16 protein-coding genes and 5 tRNA genes are annotated in these 15,894 nt (G+C 43.7%); 14 read left to right on the top strand and 7 right to left on the bottom strand.

What is annotated here, in order from left to right; all coding sequences use genetic code 11:
• The first annotated feature begins 146 nt into the window (after positions 1-146).
• The 3 genes from ACFN7Z_RS15880 to ACFN7Z_RS15870 all read left to right on the top strand — a co-directional run bounded on the left by ACFN7Z_RS15880 (position 147) and on the right by ACFN7Z_RS15870 (position 2,312).
• Positions 147-470 carry a pyrimidine/purine nucleoside phosphorylase gene (locus ACFN7Z_RS15880; RefSeq protein WP_004692718.1) on the top strand — a complete coding sequence of 108 codons (324 nt, stop codon included), beginning with the start codon at positions 147-149 and terminating at the stop codon, positions 468-470.
• A gap of 142 nt (positions 471-612) precedes the next feature.
• Complete coding sequence (gene rlmB / locus ACFN7Z_RS15875) at positions 613-1,362, top strand: 23S rRNA (guanosine(2251)-2'-O)-methyltransferase RlmB (RefSeq protein WP_004692717.1); 750 nt, start codon at positions 613-615, stop codon at positions 1,360-1,362.
• A 32-nt stretch (positions 1,363-1,394) separates the two neighbouring features.
• The gene (locus ACFN7Z_RS15870; RefSeq protein ID WP_029574926.1) at positions 1,395-2,312 is read left to right on the top strand and encodes a DMT family transporter; all 918 of its coding nucleotides are present in this window, start codon (positions 1,395-1,397) and stop codon (positions 2,310-2,312) included.
• A gap of 14 nt (positions 2,313-2,326) precedes the next feature.
• On the opposite strand, the gene coaE is transcribed toward ACFN7Z_RS15870, so the two are convergent.
• The 4 genes from coaE to pilB are packed head-to-tail and all read right to left on the bottom strand — an operon-like array spanning position 2,327 to position 6,762.
• Positions 2,327-2,926, bottom strand: coding sequence for a dephospho-CoA kinase (gene coaE / locus ACFN7Z_RS15865; RefSeq protein WP_010325765.1), 600 nt, complete (start codon positions 2,924-2,926; stop codon positions 2,327-2,329).
• Positions 2,927-2,932: 6 nt separating this feature from the next.
• Positions 2,933-3,793, bottom strand: coding sequence for an A24 family peptidase (locus tag ACFN7Z_RS15860; RefSeq protein WP_010325766.1), 861 nt, complete (start codon positions 3,791-3,793; stop codon positions 2,933-2,935).
• The gene (locus tag ACFN7Z_RS15855) at positions 3,793-5,019 is read right to left on the bottom strand and encodes a type II secretion system F family protein (RefSeq protein ID WP_010325767.1); all 1,227 of its coding nucleotides are present in this window, start codon (positions 5,017-5,019) and stop codon (positions 3,793-3,795) included. Before ACFN7Z_RS15855 ends, ACFN7Z_RS15860 begins: the two co-directional genes overlap by 1 nt.
• Before the next feature lie 30 nt (positions 5,020-5,049).
• A complete protein-coding gene (gene pilB / locus ACFN7Z_RS15850) occupies positions 5,050-6,762 on the bottom strand; it encodes a type IV-A pilus assembly ATPase PilB (protein ID WP_010325768.1) in 1,713 nt (570 codons plus the stop codon).
• 279 nt (positions 6,763-7,041) lie between these two features.
• On the opposite strand from pilB, the gene tpiA reads away from it, so the two are divergent.
• From tpiA to ACFN7Z_RS15795, 11 genes are all read left to right on the top strand, one after another.
• Positions 7,042-7,833: a triose-phosphate isomerase gene (gene tpiA / locus ACFN7Z_RS15845; protein ID WP_010325769.1), complete on the top strand. Its 792-nt coding sequence runs from the start codon at positions 7,042-7,044 to the stop codon at positions 7,831-7,833.
• Between the two features lie 13 nt (positions 7,834-7,846).
• Positions 7,847-8,176: a preprotein translocase subunit SecG gene (secG, locus tag ACFN7Z_RS15840; protein WP_004692710.1), complete on the top strand. Its 330-nt coding sequence runs from the start codon at positions 7,847-7,849 to the stop codon at positions 8,174-8,176.
• 53 nt (positions 8,177-8,229) lie between these two features.
• Positions 8,230-8,314 (top strand) — tRNA-Leu (locus ACFN7Z_RS15835).
• Between the two features lie 49 nt (positions 8,315-8,363).
• Positions 8,364-8,440 (top strand) — tRNA-Met (locus tag ACFN7Z_RS15830).
• Between the two features lie 74 nt (positions 8,441-8,514).
• A tRNA-Met gene (locus ACFN7Z_RS15825) sits at positions 8,515-8,591 on the top strand.
• Between the two features lie 68 nt (positions 8,592-8,659).
• Positions 8,660-8,736: transfer RNA gene (locus ACFN7Z_RS15820), tRNA-Met, on the top strand.
• An 89-nt stretch (positions 8,737-8,825) separates the two neighbouring features.
• Positions 8,826-8,902: transfer RNA gene (locus ACFN7Z_RS15815), tRNA-Met, on the top strand.
• Positions 8,903-9,130: 228 nt separating this feature from the next.
• Positions 9,131-9,655 carry a ribosome maturation factor RimP gene (gene rimP, locus ACFN7Z_RS15810; protein WP_004692708.1) on the top strand — a complete coding sequence of 175 codons (525 nt, stop codon included), beginning with the start codon at positions 9,131-9,133 and terminating at the stop codon, positions 9,653-9,655.
• A 39-nt stretch (positions 9,656-9,694) separates the two neighbouring features.
• Positions 9,695-11,179, top strand: a complete 1,485-nt coding sequence (gene nusA / locus ACFN7Z_RS15805; RefSeq protein ID WP_004692706.1) for a transcription termination factor NusA — start codon at positions 9,695-9,697, stop codon at positions 11,177-11,179.
• Between the two features lie 9 nt (positions 11,180-11,188).
• The gene (gene infB, locus ACFN7Z_RS15800) at positions 11,189-13,888 is read left to right on the top strand and encodes a translation initiation factor IF-2 (protein WP_010325772.1); all 2,700 of its coding nucleotides are present in this window, start codon (positions 11,189-11,191) and stop codon (positions 13,886-13,888) included.
• Positions 13,888-14,292, top strand: a complete 405-nt coding sequence (locus ACFN7Z_RS15795; RefSeq protein WP_004978763.1) for a ribosome-binding factor A — start codon at positions 13,888-13,890, stop codon at positions 14,290-14,292. Before infB ends, ACFN7Z_RS15795 begins: the two co-directional genes overlap by 1 nt.
• Before the next feature lie 397 nt (positions 14,293-14,689).
• Here the strand turns inward: ACFN7Z_RS15795 and ACFN7Z_RS15790 are convergent, their stop codons facing one another.
• From ACFN7Z_RS15790 to ACFN7Z_RS15780, 3 genes are read right to left on the bottom strand one after another with little or no spacing between them, the layout of a single operon-like run.
• Entirely contained in the window at positions 14,690-15,088 is a 399-nt protein-coding gene (locus ACFN7Z_RS15790) for a Na+/H+ antiporter subunit G (protein ID WP_004692702.1), read from the bottom strand.
• Positions 15,089-15,099: 11 nt separating this feature from the next.
• A complete protein-coding gene (locus tag ACFN7Z_RS15785; RefSeq protein ID WP_004692700.1) occupies positions 15,100-15,375 on the bottom strand; it encodes a monovalent cation/H+ antiporter subunit F in 276 nt (91 codons plus the stop codon).
• On the bottom strand, positions 15,372-15,893 hold the full coding sequence (locus tag ACFN7Z_RS15780; protein WP_010325773.1) for a Na+/H+ antiporter subunit E: 522 nt from the start codon (positions 15,891-15,893) through the stop codon (positions 15,372-15,374). The genes ACFN7Z_RS15785 and ACFN7Z_RS15780 overlap by 4 nt, the downstream gene beginning before the upstream one ends.
• Position 15,894 lies beyond the last annotated feature (1 nt).

The raw sequence follows: 15,894 nt of genomic DNA, 5'->3' as shown, positions 1-15,894 counted from the left end.
GGCTAGAAATTGAGGCAATTGTACGATGGTCGGACTTTAACAAAATATTGATTGAGGGGAATAAAACATCGATTGATTAGTTAATCGCACATCTTTAAACTAGCGAATCAATACGAATATAAATGCGCATTATCTGGAGTGTACGCATGTCAACTCAGTTCGACCATGTCTCTGTCATTAAAAAATCCAATGTTTATTTTGGCGGTTTATGCATCAGTCATACTGTGCAATTTGAAGATGGCACCAAAAAAACGTTAGGGGTTATTCTTCCGACAGAGCAAGCTTTGACGTTTGAAACACATGTGGCAGAGCGTATGGAAATTATTTCAGGCGAATGTCGTGTACAAATTGCAGACAGCGAAGAGAGTGAATTGTTCCGCGCAGGTCAGTCTTTTTATGTGCCTGGCAATAGTCGTTTTAAAATTGAAACTGACGAAGTGTTGGACTACGTGTGCCATTTAGAAGGCTAAGCCTTCAACTGATACTCGCCAAGTAATTTCAAGCGAAATCGGTTAAACTATCTGTTGCACAGCAATCCTGTAAAGTCAGCTTTACAGGATTTTTATTTTTGGCACATCGTGTCGATGGTCATTTATCTTTTAGAGGTCCTACATGGCTAAACCTGAATATTTCTATGGCGTTCATTCGGTGGAGTCATTGTTGGAACTTGAACCTGAACGCGTACTGACGCTTTTTACCTTAAAAGGGCGTGATGATCAGCGTTTAAAACGCGTACTTGAGTTGGCTGAACCTTTTGGTATTAGCGTACAACAAACGGGTCGTGATCGATTAGAAAAAATGGCTGGCTTACCGTTCCACCAAGGGGTTGTGGCTGCGGTCCGTCCTAATCCAGTTTTCAATGAAAAAGATTTAGAAGCCTTACTGAAACAATCGCCAAATTGTTTATTGCTGGGTTTAGACCAAGTCACCGATCCGCATAACCTCGGCGCATGTATCCGTACCGCAGCTGCAATGGGCGTTGAGGCCGTGATTGTGCCTCGTGATCGTTCTGCAAGTTTGACCCCGACCGCGCGCAAAGTTGCGGCAGGTGGTGCTGAAAAAGTTAAATTTATCCAAGTGACCAATCTGGCTCGGACTTTAGCGCAAATTAAAGATGAGTTTAATGTGCGTGTGGTCGGTACCATGTTGGATGAAAAAGCCTTACCACTACAACAGTTCGATTTTACTGGAACGGCTGTATGTGTGGTGATGGGTGCTGAAGACACAGGTCTGCGCCCAATTACTCAGTCTCAATGCGATCAAACGGTTTATATTCCGATGGCAGGCAATCTACAAAGTTTGAATGTCAGTGTAGCAACGGGTATGGCTTTGTATGAAGCATGCCGTCAACGTAATGTCTAAGATTTTTTAATTCCCAATTTAATTTAAGCTCAATGATGACCCCTCAAAAACAAGGCTATGTATTTATTGCCATCACCATGTGTATTTGGGGGGGATTTACCTTAACGGCGCGGCTTAGTGCCAATTGGGGTATTGGTGCGTGGGATATTACCGCCTTACGCTTTCTCTTGGCGTTTTGCATCTTAATGCCAATCTTGATCTATAAAAAAGATACCGCCTTTTTGTGGAAGAAAGAGCCTTTTATTTTGGCGATGATTGGTGGGGTGTGTTACTGCATCACCGCTTATAGCGCTTTTCATTATGTGCCTGCGGCACATGCTGCGATCTTTCTGAATGGCTGCATTCCGCTTTGCACGGCTGTCGCAGCTTATCTGCTATTTCGACAACCGTTTGACCGGCATACTTGGCTCAGTCTCAGTATTATGTTGCTCGCACTGACGGCCATGAGTGGGCTGATGTATCAAGAAACAGGTGTTGCTTTTAGTTTAGGTGATGGCTTGTTTTTACTCAGTGCTGTGCTGTGGGGAACATTTACCGTTTTATTAAGACAATGGAAACTGTCGGCATGGCACTCCATGGCAGGTGTTGCGATTTGGGCTGCGATTATTTTTGTGCCGATTTATATTTTATTTCTACCCAAAACCCTAGCGCATGTGCAACCTGTGCAATTGATTGCTCAGGTTGTATTTCATGGCGTGTTCGTAGTCATCGTGGCGACCCTCACTTATGTGGAAGCCATTAAGCGTTTAGGGGCATTTAAAACAGGCAGTATTGTGACTTTGGCGCCTTTTATTGCTGCGATTATTGCGGTTCCTTTGCTCAATGAGCCTTTGAGTGTTGCGATTTTATGTGGTCTTCTGGGAATGGGGATCGGGGCCTTGCAGCCATGGCGTTGGATACGGCAGGACAGTTTGAAAGCCCAACTCGCACAACAAAAAAAGCAGTCATAATTGACTGCTTTTTTTTAGACTTCTGAATGGGCCAAATACTTTAAATGCAAAGGTCTGAGCTGTGCGTATAAGTGTTCCAAGTGTCCATCATTTACCACAATATCATCGGCCAACGCTTGTTTTTGTTCACGGGACATTTGCGTTTTAATGATGGTTTGAATTTGCTCAATGGTTTGATGGTCGCGGTGTGAAGCGCGGAGAATCTGGATATCAATTGAAGCATCGATCAGAAGCGTATGTTGCGTCAGTTCATGCTGATTAGTTTCAAAAAGTAGCGGTGAAACCAAAATCGCATAAGGGCTGGTCGCAGCTTGTAATTGTTGCATGATGGACTGACGAATTGCAGGGTGGGTGATCTTTTCCAATTGCTTACGGGCAGACGGGTCCTGAAAAATGTGTTCACGTAAAGCGCGTCGATTCAGTTCGCCATTGTCCAGTAAGGCCCACTCGCCGAAGCTGCTTCGAATTTGCTGAAGTGCGGGTTGCCCTACAGCAACAATCTCTCGAGCAACCACGTCAGCATCAACTACCTGTATGCCTTGTTGTTCAAACCAGTGGCTTGCGGCAGATTTTCCACTGCCAATCCCGCCTGTCAGACCTAAAATAAATGACATATTATTTTAATTGCCTAAGTATATTTTCATAATTTGCTCACCCCACAAAAAGGCAATCCATCCTGCGATGGCAATATACGGACCAAAAGCAAAAGGCTGATTTTCTTTACGGACTTTGAGCAGGATGATGCCGATAATGGCGCCTACGAAAGAAGAAAGTAGCACAATCAGTGGTAGTAGCAAAGGACCCATCCATGCGCCTAAAGCAGCAAGTAACTTAAAGTCACCATAACCCATACCTTCCTTGCCTGTGATGAGCTTAAACAGATAGTAGACAATCCATAAGCATAAGAAACCAATGATGTAACCCCAAATGGCCGCTGTCGGTGTGGTGTAAATCGCATAACTATTGACCCCTAAACCCAGACCTGCAAGGGTGAGGGTATAGCGATCAGGTAAAAGTTGAGTGTCAAAATCAATAAAAGTTAAGGTGATTAAAATGTAAGTGAGTACGAGACCGAACAGCATTTGGATTGTTGGACCAAAGACTGCAACCACGACCAATGCACAAATGGCGGTCAGGAGTTCAATCGCAGGGTAGCGAATGCTGATCGGGTTATGACAAGTGCCACACTTTCCTCGTAGCAGTAACCAGCTAATTACAGGGACATTTTGATACCAGCGTATGGCACTTTTGCATTTGGGGCAGGTCGAGGCAGGCTTGCTCAACGAGAGTTTCGTTTCATCAATAATAGGCTGTTCAGGATGAATCAGAAGTTGGCAGTCGGTGCGCCATTCTTGTTCCATCATTTTTGGCGTGCGATAGATCACTACATTCAGGAAACTACCAATGCACAAACTAAAAACTCCAACGGCGAAATAAAGCGCCATTGGAGTATTGATAAGATAGGAAATTATTTCTTGCATTAAACCACAGAACCCATTTGGAAGATTGGTAAATACATGGCAATTACTAGGCCACCCACAAGTACACCCAAGACTGCCATGATGAGAGGCTCCATCATTGCCGTTAAGCCATCCACCGCATTATCGACTTCGTTTTCATAGTGAGTGGCAACTTTATCCAACATGGCATCGAGCGCACCAGATTCTTCACCAATCGCTACCATTTGTACTGCCATTGATGGAAATTTATTGGTGGCACGCATCGCGAATTGAAGTTGTTGCCCTGTTGCGACATCTTCACGGATCTTCATCACAGCTTCTTCATAGACCACATTGTTGGTTGCACCCGCGGTAGATTCGAGGGCATCAATTAAGGGTACACCTGCAGCAAAGGTTGTCGATAGGGTGCGGCTATAGCGCGCGATAATCGCTTTATAGACTAAATCACCAAAAATTGGGGCTTTGAGGGCGGCTTTATCTAGCATGTCACGAAACTTTTTACTACGCTTTTTGGTTTCGAGTAAAGCGGTAATCACCACACCAACGACAATAATCAAAATGAACCAGTATTTCTGCATCCATTCAGACATATTTACCACCATTTGGGTGAATGCAGGTAAGTCTGCACCAAAGGAACTAAAGAGTTCTTGGAAAACAGGGACAACTTTGACCATCAAAATAATAGTCACGATCACAGCAACCACAACCACGGTTGCTGGGTATTTCATGGCCTTTTTAATTTTTTGTTTCAGTAATTCACTTTTTTCTTTATAGACCGCTACGCGGTCCAGCATGGTCTCAAGCGCACCTGATTGTTCGCCTGATTCAACCAATGAACAGAATAAGTTGTCGAAATATTGTGGATATTTTTTGAGTGCTCCCGCAAAGGTATTACCGCCTTCAACTTCACCTTTAATGCCGAGGACAACTTCACGCATAGACGGGTTTTCCAAGCCTTCAGCCACAATTTCAAAGCCTTGTACCAATGGTACACCCGCTTTCATCATGGTTGCGAGCTGTCGGGTGAAAATCGTGATGTCCAGTGTGGTCACTTTTTTCTTTAATATGCCTTCAAGAATATTCTTTTTCTTTTCTCGAATACTCTTGATGGTAATCCCTTGTTTGCGCAAAGTAACTTTGGCGAGGGCAAGGTTACGTGCAGGCAATTCCCCTTTAATTTTTGCCCCTTTACGATCAATCCCTTCATAATTGAAGGTTGGCATCATCTGTGCTTTTTTGACAGCCATGCATTTATCCTTATTCTTTCAATATTTCAACTATTCGCTGGTTACACGATTCACTTCTTGTAAGGAAGTGACCCCCTGCATAACCTTGAGTAAACCTGAACGACGTAAATTGTTAAATCCTAATTTTGCAGATGCTTCCGCAATCTGTAAGGCATTGCCATCTTCCATAATAATTTTTGAAATTTCTGGTGTGACTTTCATGACTTCATAAATACCAACACGTCCTTTATAGCCTTCACGGCACTCAGCACACCCCACCGGTTGATAAACTTTGAAGTCTGGATCTTTGATATCTGTGGAAGTAAAGCCCATTTCGAGCAAGCTTTGTTCAGGAATATCGACAGAGGCTTTGCATTGGCTACATAAGCGGCGTGCTAAACGTTGTGCAATTACCAAATTGACCGAGGTCGCAATGTTAAAAGAGGGAACCCCCATATTGCGTAAGCGTGTCAGAGTTTCAGGTGCACTATTGGTGTGGAGTGTCGACATGACCATGTGGCCTGTCTGCGCGGCTTTAATCGCGATTTCAGCTGTTTCAAGGTCACGAATCTCACCGACCATCACAATATCAGGATCCTGACGTAAGAAGGACTTCAGCGCAGCAGAGAAGGTAAGGCCGACTTTATTGTTCACGTTAACCTGATTAATGCCTTCTAAGTTAATCTCAACAGGATCTTCCGCAGTTGAGATATTGGTGTCTTCTTTATTTAGAATATTCAGACCTGTATATAGAGATACCGTTTTACCTGAACCTGTCGGGCCAGTAATTAGCAACATGCCTTGAGGTTTGTCTAAAGCCTGCATAAACAGATCTTTTTGGTCTGGTTCATAACCTAAAGCATCAATCCCCAGCATAGCACTGGATGGATCGAGAATACGCAGAACCAGTTTTTCGCCAAACAAGGTTGGAAGTGAGTTGACACGAAAGTCGATGGCTTTACTTTTTGACAGCTTTAATTTAATTCGGCCATCTTGTGGCACGCGCTTTTCAGAAATGTCCATTTGTGACATGACTTTTAAACGAGAGGCGAGGCGAGTCGCCAGTTGTAGTGGTGGACTGGCAATATGACGCAGAACTCCATCTACACGATAACGGACACGGTAAGATTTTTCATAAGGTTCAAAGTGCAAGTCTGATGCACCCATACGAATCGCATCGATCAGTAATTTATTGATGTATTTGACGATCGGCGCTTCATCCCCTTGAGGTGAGTCATCTTCTTCGTCATTTGAGTTCTGATGGTCTTGCTCTAAGTCTAAATCAATATCTTCATCAGAAAATTCAAAGCTATCAGCTTGCGCGAAATTTTGTTCGATCAGTTTTTCAAGCTGGGGATGTTCAACAATAATCGCTTCAATGTTCATTTTAGAATTGAAGCGAATCGCGTCCATCGCATCCATGTTGGTTGGATTGCTGGTAGCGATATAGAGAATATTGCCACGACGGTAAATCGGCAACACACGATGCTTGGTGATAAGTTTGTCTTCGACCAGATCCCGTAGAATTTGTACAGAATCATAGACACTTAAGTCAAAAACAGGCTCTCCAAACTCCAAAGAAATCGTCTCAGCGATCATTTGTGGGGAGAGTTTATGGTTTTCAATCAGATAAGGAACGATGTCTTGCTGAGCCTTTTTTGCAGAGAGCATTGCCTGCTGCATATTTTCAGCAGTCACGCGTCCGTCTTCGACTAAGCGTCGAATGAAGCCTGTGAACTTAGGCAAACCATTTGATACTGACATTCCCCAGATCCTTAACTTCTCAATTGTTTATAATTGGTATCGTAAAATTATACTTTTGTTGCACAAAAATACCATATCTGAAAGTGTTGTCACCACCTTAATATCGATTAAAAGCATGAACTGGTCGTGATAGCAGGCGATTTTTTTACAAAAAGATGTCTTTATTTTCATTCGTATTATTTTGATTGCTGAAGAAATTCTAGAAGAAAACTATCTTTGAAAAATAAATACCGTGTAGAATGAGGCCGTTTTAATGAACTGTTTTGAATAGGGTGCTGTATGTCGGGTTCGACGATTAAGCCATGGGTTGTCGGCAATTGGAAGATGAACCCAATGCAGGCAGATGCCAAGCAATTGCTTCAAGAATTTAAACAGCTCTTGCAAGAGAATGAAATAGCAGAAGAAAAATGTAATATTGGGCTTGCGCCTGTGACGCTGGCTTTGACGTCAACGCAGGCTGAATTGGCGAATGCTACACGTTCAGTTTTTACTGTGGCGCAAGACGTATCGCGTTTTGGCAACATGGGTGCATATACCGGTGAAGTGAGCGCAGAGCTGCTTAAAGATAGTCAAATCGAATATGTTTTAATTGGTCACTCAGAACGTCGTGAATATTTTGCTGAAAGTGCAGCAATTTTAAATGCGAAAGCCCAAAATGCCTTAAATGCGGGTTTAAAAGTCATTTACTGTGTCGGTGAAAGCTTAGAACAGCGTGAATCGGGTCAGGCAGAAGTAGTGGTTTTACAACAAATTTGCGATTTAGCCAGTGTGGTAACGGCAGAGCAGTGGCCTCATATTGTGATTGCCTACGAGCCGATTTGGGCCATTGGTACAGGAAAAACTGCTTCACCAGAAGACGCGCAAACCATGCATGCTAAAATCCGTGAAGGCCTCACGCAAATTACCAGTCATGGCGCGAACATGGCCATTTTATATGGTGGTAGTGTAAAAGCTGAAAATGCAGTAGAGTTAGCGGCCTGTCCAGATATCAATGGTGCACTCGTCGGTGGGGCATCTTTAAATGCAACGTCGTTTTATAAAATTGTCGAAGCATTTGCAAATACAAAATAATTAGGAGTTCAGCATGCAAACTTTTGTGCTGGTAGTACATATTATCTTAGCTGTGTTGATGATCGTGCTGATTTTGGTCCAGCATGGTAAAGGTGCAGATGCTGGTGCTTCGTTTGGTGGTGGCGGTGCTGCAACTGTATTTGGTGCATCAGGTTCAGGTAATTTCTTGACCCGATTGACTGCGGTTTTGACGGCCTTGTTTTTTATCACCAGTTTGTCACTTGCTGTGTTTGCCAAAAAGCAAACCACAGATGCCTATAGCTTAAAGTCAGTGCAAACGACAAGTTCTGCACCTGCACAATCGACTGAAACTTCGCCAGCTGCACCTAAAACAAGCGAATAATTGGAATTAGTCCTTTCTTTTTTGTGACGATGCTACTAGAATGCGTCACAGCTGCGGTGGTGGTGGAATTGGTAGACACGCTACCTTGAGGTGGTAGTGCTTTCGGGCGTGGGGGTTCAAGTCCCCCCTTCCGCACCAACTTATGAATCCAGAAGATTAAGTTGGTGTATGCAGCAAATTCTGTTGATGCGGGATGGAGCAGTCTGGTAGCTCGTCGGGCTCATAACCCGAAGGTCGTTGGTTCAAATCCAGCTCCCGCTACCAATCAATCTTATTTTAGAAGCAAACTAAAGTGAGTAGCTTAAGTCATTAAGTTAAGAATATTTTTTGCGTTTTGATGCGGGATGGAGCAGTCTGGTAGCTCGTCGGGCTCATAACCCGAAGGTCGTTGGTTCAAATCCAGCTCCCGCTACCAATCTTATTTTAGATGCAAACTAAAATAAGCAGTTTAAGTGATTAAATTGAATAATTTTTGCGTTTTGTTGCGGGATGGAGCAGTCTGGTAGCTCGTCGGGCTCATAACCCGAAGGTCGTTGGTTCAAATCCAGCTCCCGCTACCAATTTGATTTAGGTGCAACTAAATCAGAGCAAGTACGAAGTATTTAGATTGAAAAATAGTTCATATTTGTATATAATTTTTGCACGTTGATGCGGGATGGAGCAGTCTGGTAGCTCGTCGGGCTCATAACCCGAAGGTCGTTGGTTCAAATCCAGCTCCCGCTACCAAGTTTCTAAAAAGAGGCTCACAACAAGGTGGGCCTTTTTGCACAGTGGATATTAATTTTCTGTGCAATAATTGGGGCGATTACGCCCTTTTTTATTGGCTATCGTGTAGTGTCGATGTGAGCCGGATACGGTGAAAGTCAAAGTGTCATGTTCCACTACTACTATAGTTTGTATTGGCTTGTAGTGGTCTGTTTCGGCCATTGAATCGCACAAAAATGACGAGAGTAAATGAAGCTATCAAATAAAACTCAAGCACTCCAAGACTTAATTGCTCCTGCAGTGCAAGCCTGTGGTGTTGATCTTTGGGGGATTGAATTCCTTCCTCAAGGAAAACGTTCTTTATTGCGCATTTATATCGACAAAGCTGTCGACGAAAATGCAGAACCCATCATCAATGAAGATGGTGAAGAAGAGCAGGGCCGTGGCATCGGCGTACAAGACTGTGTACGCGTGACCCAGCAAGTCGGCGCAATGATGGATGTCCATGATCCAATTTCAGGTGAATATGCACTTGAAGTGTCATCTCCGGGTTGGGATCGTCCATTTTTCCAACTTGAACAATTACCTGCATATATTGGTCAACAGATCGCTTTCCGTTTGATCAGTGCAGTCGATAACCGTCGTAAATTCCAAGCTAAATTGGTTGCTGTAGATCTTGAAGCTGAAATGATTCAAGTCGAAGTGGAAAAGCAACAGGTGCTTGAAATCGATAGTAATAATATTGATAAAGCCAATTTGGTCTATCAAGATTAATTCATTTAATAAATAAGAATCTGAACGAATAGGTGGCTTATGGCACGTGAAATTCTTACCGTAGTTGAAACGGTTAGTAATGAAAAAGGTGTACCTCGTGAAGCGATTTTCGAAGCCTTAGAACAAGCGCTTGTTGCTGCGACTAAAAAGAAATTTTACGAAGGAACAAACTCTGAAGAAGCTCAGCTTCGTGTAGAGATTGATCGTAAAACGGGCGAATACAGCACTTTCCGTCAATGGGAAGTGGTTGCGGATGAAGATCATGAAATGCCAGCATGTCAAGATGCGATTTCAGATGTTGATCCTGCACAATGGTCGATTGGTGATATTCGTGAGCTTGAAGTGCCTTCAATTGACTTCGGTCGTATTGCGGCGCAAATTGCAAAACAAGTGATTGTTCAAAAGATTCGCGAAGCTGAACGTGCGCTGATTGCAGATGCCTACGAGTCTAAAGTGGGTGAGTTGATCTACGGTGAAGTGAAAAAGCAAACTAAAGATGGCTTTATCATTGACTTAGGTGACAATGCTGAAGCGTATCTTGCACGTGAAGAAATGATTGCAAAAGAAATTTTGCGTCCGAAGCAACGTGTAAATGCGATTTTGTTTAATGTGAACCGTGAAGGCCGTGGTGCACAACTACAATTGTCACGTGCCAAGCCTGAAATGCTCATCGCTTTGATGAAGAAAGAAATTCCTGAAATTTCTGAGGAAATCATTGAGATTAAAGCGGCAGCGCGTCAACCTGGTGTTCGTGCTAAAATTGCTGTGAAAACCAATGATCATCGTATTGATCCAGTGGGTGCATGTATTGGTATGCGTGGTACACGTATCCAAGCAGTTCAGCAAGAATTGAACGGTGAGCGTATTGATGTTGTTGTATGGTCTGATGATCCTGCACAGTACATTGCGAGTGCTTTAGAGCCAGCAGATGTATCGGGTATTGTGATTGATGAAGAAGAACGTACAGCGGATATTATTTTCGCAACTAGCGATCAATTAGCGCGTGCGATTGGTTCACAAGGTCAAAACGTACGTTTAGCTTCTGAACTTACAGGCTACAAACTCAACATGATGCTTGAAGATGAGTATCATGCTCGTCAGCAAAATGAAGCACAACAATACTTAGACCTATTTGTATCGCGTCTAGATATTGAAGAAGATTTGGCAATGGCATTGGTTGAAATGGGCTTTACTTCTTTAGAAGAGATTGCTTATGTTCCAGCTGAAACATTTGACGAAATCGAGCTAGATGCTGAAGTTGTTGAATTACTTCAAAGTCGTGCCAAAGAAGTTGCATTGGCTGATGCATTACAGCAGCAAGAAAACATCCAAGATCCAAGCGCGGAACTCGTTGCAATGGAAGGGATGACGCAAGAGATTGCTTATGCACTTGCAGCACGTGGTGTCATCACAATTGATGACTTGGCTGACCAAGCGACTGACGATATTGCTGATATTGAAGGTCTGGGTACAGAGAAAGCGGGTCAACTTATTATGAAAGCGCGCGAATCATGGTTTAACTAGGAGATCTACATGACGGATAAGACGATACAAGAGTTAGCTCTCAGTGTGAACCGCCCTGTTGAGAAGCTCCTAGAGCAGGTTCGTGATGCTGGTTTACCACAGCGTAAATCGGACGATATAATCTCTACTGAACAACAAGATGCCCTCGTGCACCATTTGAAGAAAATTCATGGTCAAGACGATGGTCAGGCAGGAAAAATCACGTTGAAACGTAAAACGACCAGTACCGCTAAAGTAGCGAGTACATCAGGTAAGGCAAAAACGATTAATGTAGAAGTTCGCAAGAAACATACATTTACCAAGCCAGATCCAGAACAAATTAAAGCGGAAGCTTTGGCAAAAGCGCAAGCTGAGCAACAAGCTCGTGCGAACGTTCAAGCTATGGTTGAACCAAAAGCTGAAACTCCAGTAGTAAATAAAGCGGCTGCAAACTTTGAAGCGATGCGTGCTGCTGCAAAGCAAGAAACGACGAAGCAAGAAGTAGCAAAAGCTGCGGTAGTTGTGAAGCGTAAATCAAACAATAAGCCTGTGGTTAAAGCACAAGTTAAAGTTGTTGAAACACCTGAACAGAAAAAAGCACGTGAAGCTCAAGCCGCTCAATTAAAAGCGACTGAAGAAGCAGCACGTCGTAAGGCAGCTGAAGAAGCGCAGCAACGTACACTTGAACAAATGCGTCAAATGGCATCTAAGTATTCAAACGAAGATGCAACTGCGACCATTCGTGTAGTGGATGATTCTCCACTTGCTGCGGGCCTGGTTGGTCAAGCATATGAAGACTCATTTGCGAAAGAAGACCGCGAAATCAAACGTGGTACCAATACGCCAGCTACACGCGCACCGAAGAAAGGTGGTCGTCGTGGTGAAGAGCAATCTTTCCGTGATAACTCGCATAAACGTGGTTTGAAAACAAGCTCTGCAAACAAGCATGGCTTTGAAAAACCGGTTAAAAAGCAAGTTTATGATGTTGAAATTGGTTCAACCATTGTGGTTGCTGACTTGGCTGCAAAAATGGCAGTTAAGGTACGTGAAGTAATTAAGTCACTCATGAAAATGGGTGAGCTTGTGACTCAGAACCAAGCGATTGACCAAGAAATTGCAGCATTAATCGTAGAAGAAATGGGCCATAACCCAGTTCTTGTATCGGATACGCAAGCAGAAGATAACTTACTTGAAGCAGCAGAAGAAGCACGTGGCGCTCAAACGACTCGTCCTCCTGTTGTGACCATTATGGGTCACGTTGACCATGGTAAGACATCGTTACTTGACCGCATTCGTCGTTCAAAAGTGGCAGCTGGTGAAGCGGGTGGTATCACTCAGCACATCGGTGCGTACCATGTTACGACTGATAAAGGCATTATCACATTCTTAGATACTCCGGGACACGCAGCATTTACTGCAATGCGTTCACGTGGTGCGAAATCGACAGACATCGTGGTATTGGTGGTTGCAGCAGATGATGGTGTAATGCCACAAACAGCTGAAGCGATTGATCACGCACGTGCTGCAGGTACGCCAATTATTGTTGCAATCAACAAGATGGATAAAGAATCTGCTGATCCAGATCGCGTATTGAATGAATTGACTGTGAAAGAAATCGTGCCTGAACAATGGGGCGGTGACGTTCCTGTTGCAATGGTTTCAGCACATACAGGTCAAGGTATTGATGAGCTTCTAGATATTATTTCAATTCAAGCTGAATTACTTGAGTTGAAAGCATCTGAAGAAGGTGCTGCTCAAGGTGTCGTGATTGAAGCACGTGTAGACAACAGCCGTGGTGCGGTAACGTCTATCCTTGTTCAAAACGGTACATTGAAAGTAGGTGACCTTGTTCTTGCCGGCGCATCTTACGGTCGCGTACGTGCGATGACAGATGAAAACGGTAAACGTATTCAATCTGCTGGTCCTTCAATTCCGGTTGAAATTCTAGGTCTACCTGAAGCGCCAATGGCGGGTGATGAAGTTCTTGTTGTGAATGACGAGAAAAAAGCACGTGAAGTTGCCGATGCGCGTATGGATCGTGAACGTCAAAAACGTCTTGAGCGTCAAAGCGCAATGCGTCTTGAAAATATCATGGCGTCTATGGGCAAGAAAGATGTGCCTATCGTCAATGTGGTATTGAAAACTGATGTACGTGGTACATTGGAAGCATTACACGTTGCTCTTGCTGACCTTGCAACAGACGAAGTTAAAGTTCGTGTTATTGGCTCAGGTGTTGGTGCGATCACTGAATCTGACGTGACACTAGCTGAATCTTCTGAAGCGGTACTTCTTGGCTTTAACGTACGTGCGGATAACGCAGCGCGTCAAAAAGCGGATGCTGACGGTATCGATATTCGTTACTACTCAATCATCTATCAATTGATTGATGATGTGAAAGCAGCGATGAGCGGTAAGCTTGCACCTGAACACCGTGAAACAATTCTGGGTGTGGCTGAAGTACGTGAAGTGTTCCACTCAAGTAAGTTTGGTGCAGCAGCAGGCTGTATGGTACTTGAAGGTATGTTACACCGTAATAAACCAATTCGTGTCCTTCGTGATGACGTGGTGGTGTTCCAAGGTGAGCTTGAGTCACTTCGTCGCTATAAAGAAGTGGTTGAAGAAGTTCGTGCAGGTATGGAATGTGGTCTTGCGGTTAAAGGTTATAAAGACATCAAAGAAAAAGACAAGATCGAAGTCTATGATGTTCAATTGATCAAACGGAGTCTTTAATGGCGGGTAGTCAACGTCTTAAGCGCATGGCGGATACAGTACAACGTGAGTTGTCTGAACTGATTCGTCAAGAGTTGAAAGATCCACGCTTAGGTGGTCTCGTGACCATCTCTGCGGTGAAGGTTAGTCCAGACTTAGGTTATGCTGAAGTATATGTGACTGTGATGGGCCGTGAGCTTGGCGATGAGCAAAGTGAAGCAGCCAATAAAGAAACGCTAGATGTGTTGAACAAAGCATCTGGTTTCTTGCGTCACGAACTCGGCCGTCGTATTAAGACACGTATTACACCGCGTTTGCGTTTCCATTACGATAAAACCAATGCATATGGTAACTATATGTTTGGCCTGATTGCTGAAGCAGTAAAGGATTTACCCGCTGACGAAGCAAACAAAGATGATGAATAATTCAGTCTAACTGAATCAAAAAGCCACCTTCGGGTGGCTTTTTTTATGCGGAGTAATGGTTGAAGCTAGAGCAAGACTTAGGGGGATATTGCATAGGATTATGATAGGAGAATAGAGGTTGAGCTTTTAGGGATTATTTTGACTATCAAGTTGCTGTGGACTGGATTGATATGGGCAATGATTTACTAGCGGGACACTTTGATCATTTTAATTTTTGAGTGGATTGAGTATCAATTAGCTTGATCAGTCTACCTGTGTTGGTCAGTGTAATGGATGCGACACTATCTAATAAGTTTGAGCCTTATCATCAGTACAATGTTCAAATTAGCGCAACAGCACCATATCAATGCTGAAGCGCTAGAATGTATTTATTTTATTGCCTTTACACCACAAGCATTTAAAGACGATGTTCAGTGTCTTCATGCTTATTGCTAAAAGCTCTGCGGCGGGTACGTTGCCAAGGCAGTGGACGGTTGAGTGCTTCTGGAACGTCACCACTGAGCGAGCGTAAGCGCAAATGTAGCGCCGCTTGAGCCATCAAATTCGCCGATACGGGTGCGGTTAAGAAGGCAAACAGTGTTAATAACAGCTCAGCAAAACCAAAGCGTCCTTGGAATGCAGAATAGATCATTGCCGCGATCAAGAAGCTCCCTAAGCCTAAGGTGCTTGATTTGGTTGGGGCATGCAGGCGCATGAATAAATCGGGCAGGCGCACCATTCCAATCCCTCCAACCAGCATGAAGAAAGTGCCGATCATGAGAAAAATGGAGACTAAAATTTCCATCGTAAGTTGCATCGATCTCGCTCCTAGTCAATCACATGACCTGAGGTGAAGTAGCGTGCTAAAGCGGCTGTAGAGACAAAGCCGAGCATCGCAACCAAAAGAGCACCTTCAAATAATGAAGTGCTGGCCCAGTAAATGCCTAAAATAATAATGAGGCAGATTGCATTTAAAAAGAGTGTATCGAGTGCTAAGAGTCGGTCTACAATCGATGGACCGATGATTAAGCGAATTAAGCACAGCAACATTGAAATGGTGACGGCGATTAAACAAATCCCGAGGGCATAAGGCAAAATAGTCATGCTTTGTCTCCTGCTTCGACACCAAAAATTTGCATCAATGGTTTTTCATAACGCGCTTTGATATTTTCAATCTCGGCATTTTCATCATCGGTGCTGAGGGCGTGAACTAAAATGTCCCCACGATCTTGATCGATGCCTGCTGAAACAGTGCCTGGTGTGGTGGTAATAATCATCGCCAGTAAGGTGTTTACTTCCTCATGTTGTGTTTCCAGCGGAACGCGAAACCATTTGGGTTGTAGACGATCAATTGGGCCGAGGACCAATTTAGCCACTTGAATATTCGACACCACAATGTCGTATAACACCACAAAAAATAGTTTCAGCGCCGCTTTCCATTCAATATTTGGAGTGTAAGTAATGAATGGTCTGATCAGACGCGGAATAAAAGTAGCCAGTAAAAATGCCATCACTAAGCTGGCTGCATCGACACTATGTGCCAACATCACCCAGCTCAGCGCAACAATCACCGAGACAAAAGGGTGGGGTAACCAACGCTCCAAAAACGACGTTTTTTTCATG

Origin of the sequence: Acinetobacter sp. P1332, assembly GCF_044057475.1 — a bacterium.
In the GTDB taxonomy this organism is placed as follows: domain Bacteria; phylum Pseudomonadota; class Gammaproteobacteria; order Pseudomonadales; family Moraxellaceae; genus Acinetobacter; species Acinetobacter johnsonii.
Note: the sequence above shows the minus strand (reverse complement) of the source record. Positions and strands in the feature narration are given on the sequence as shown.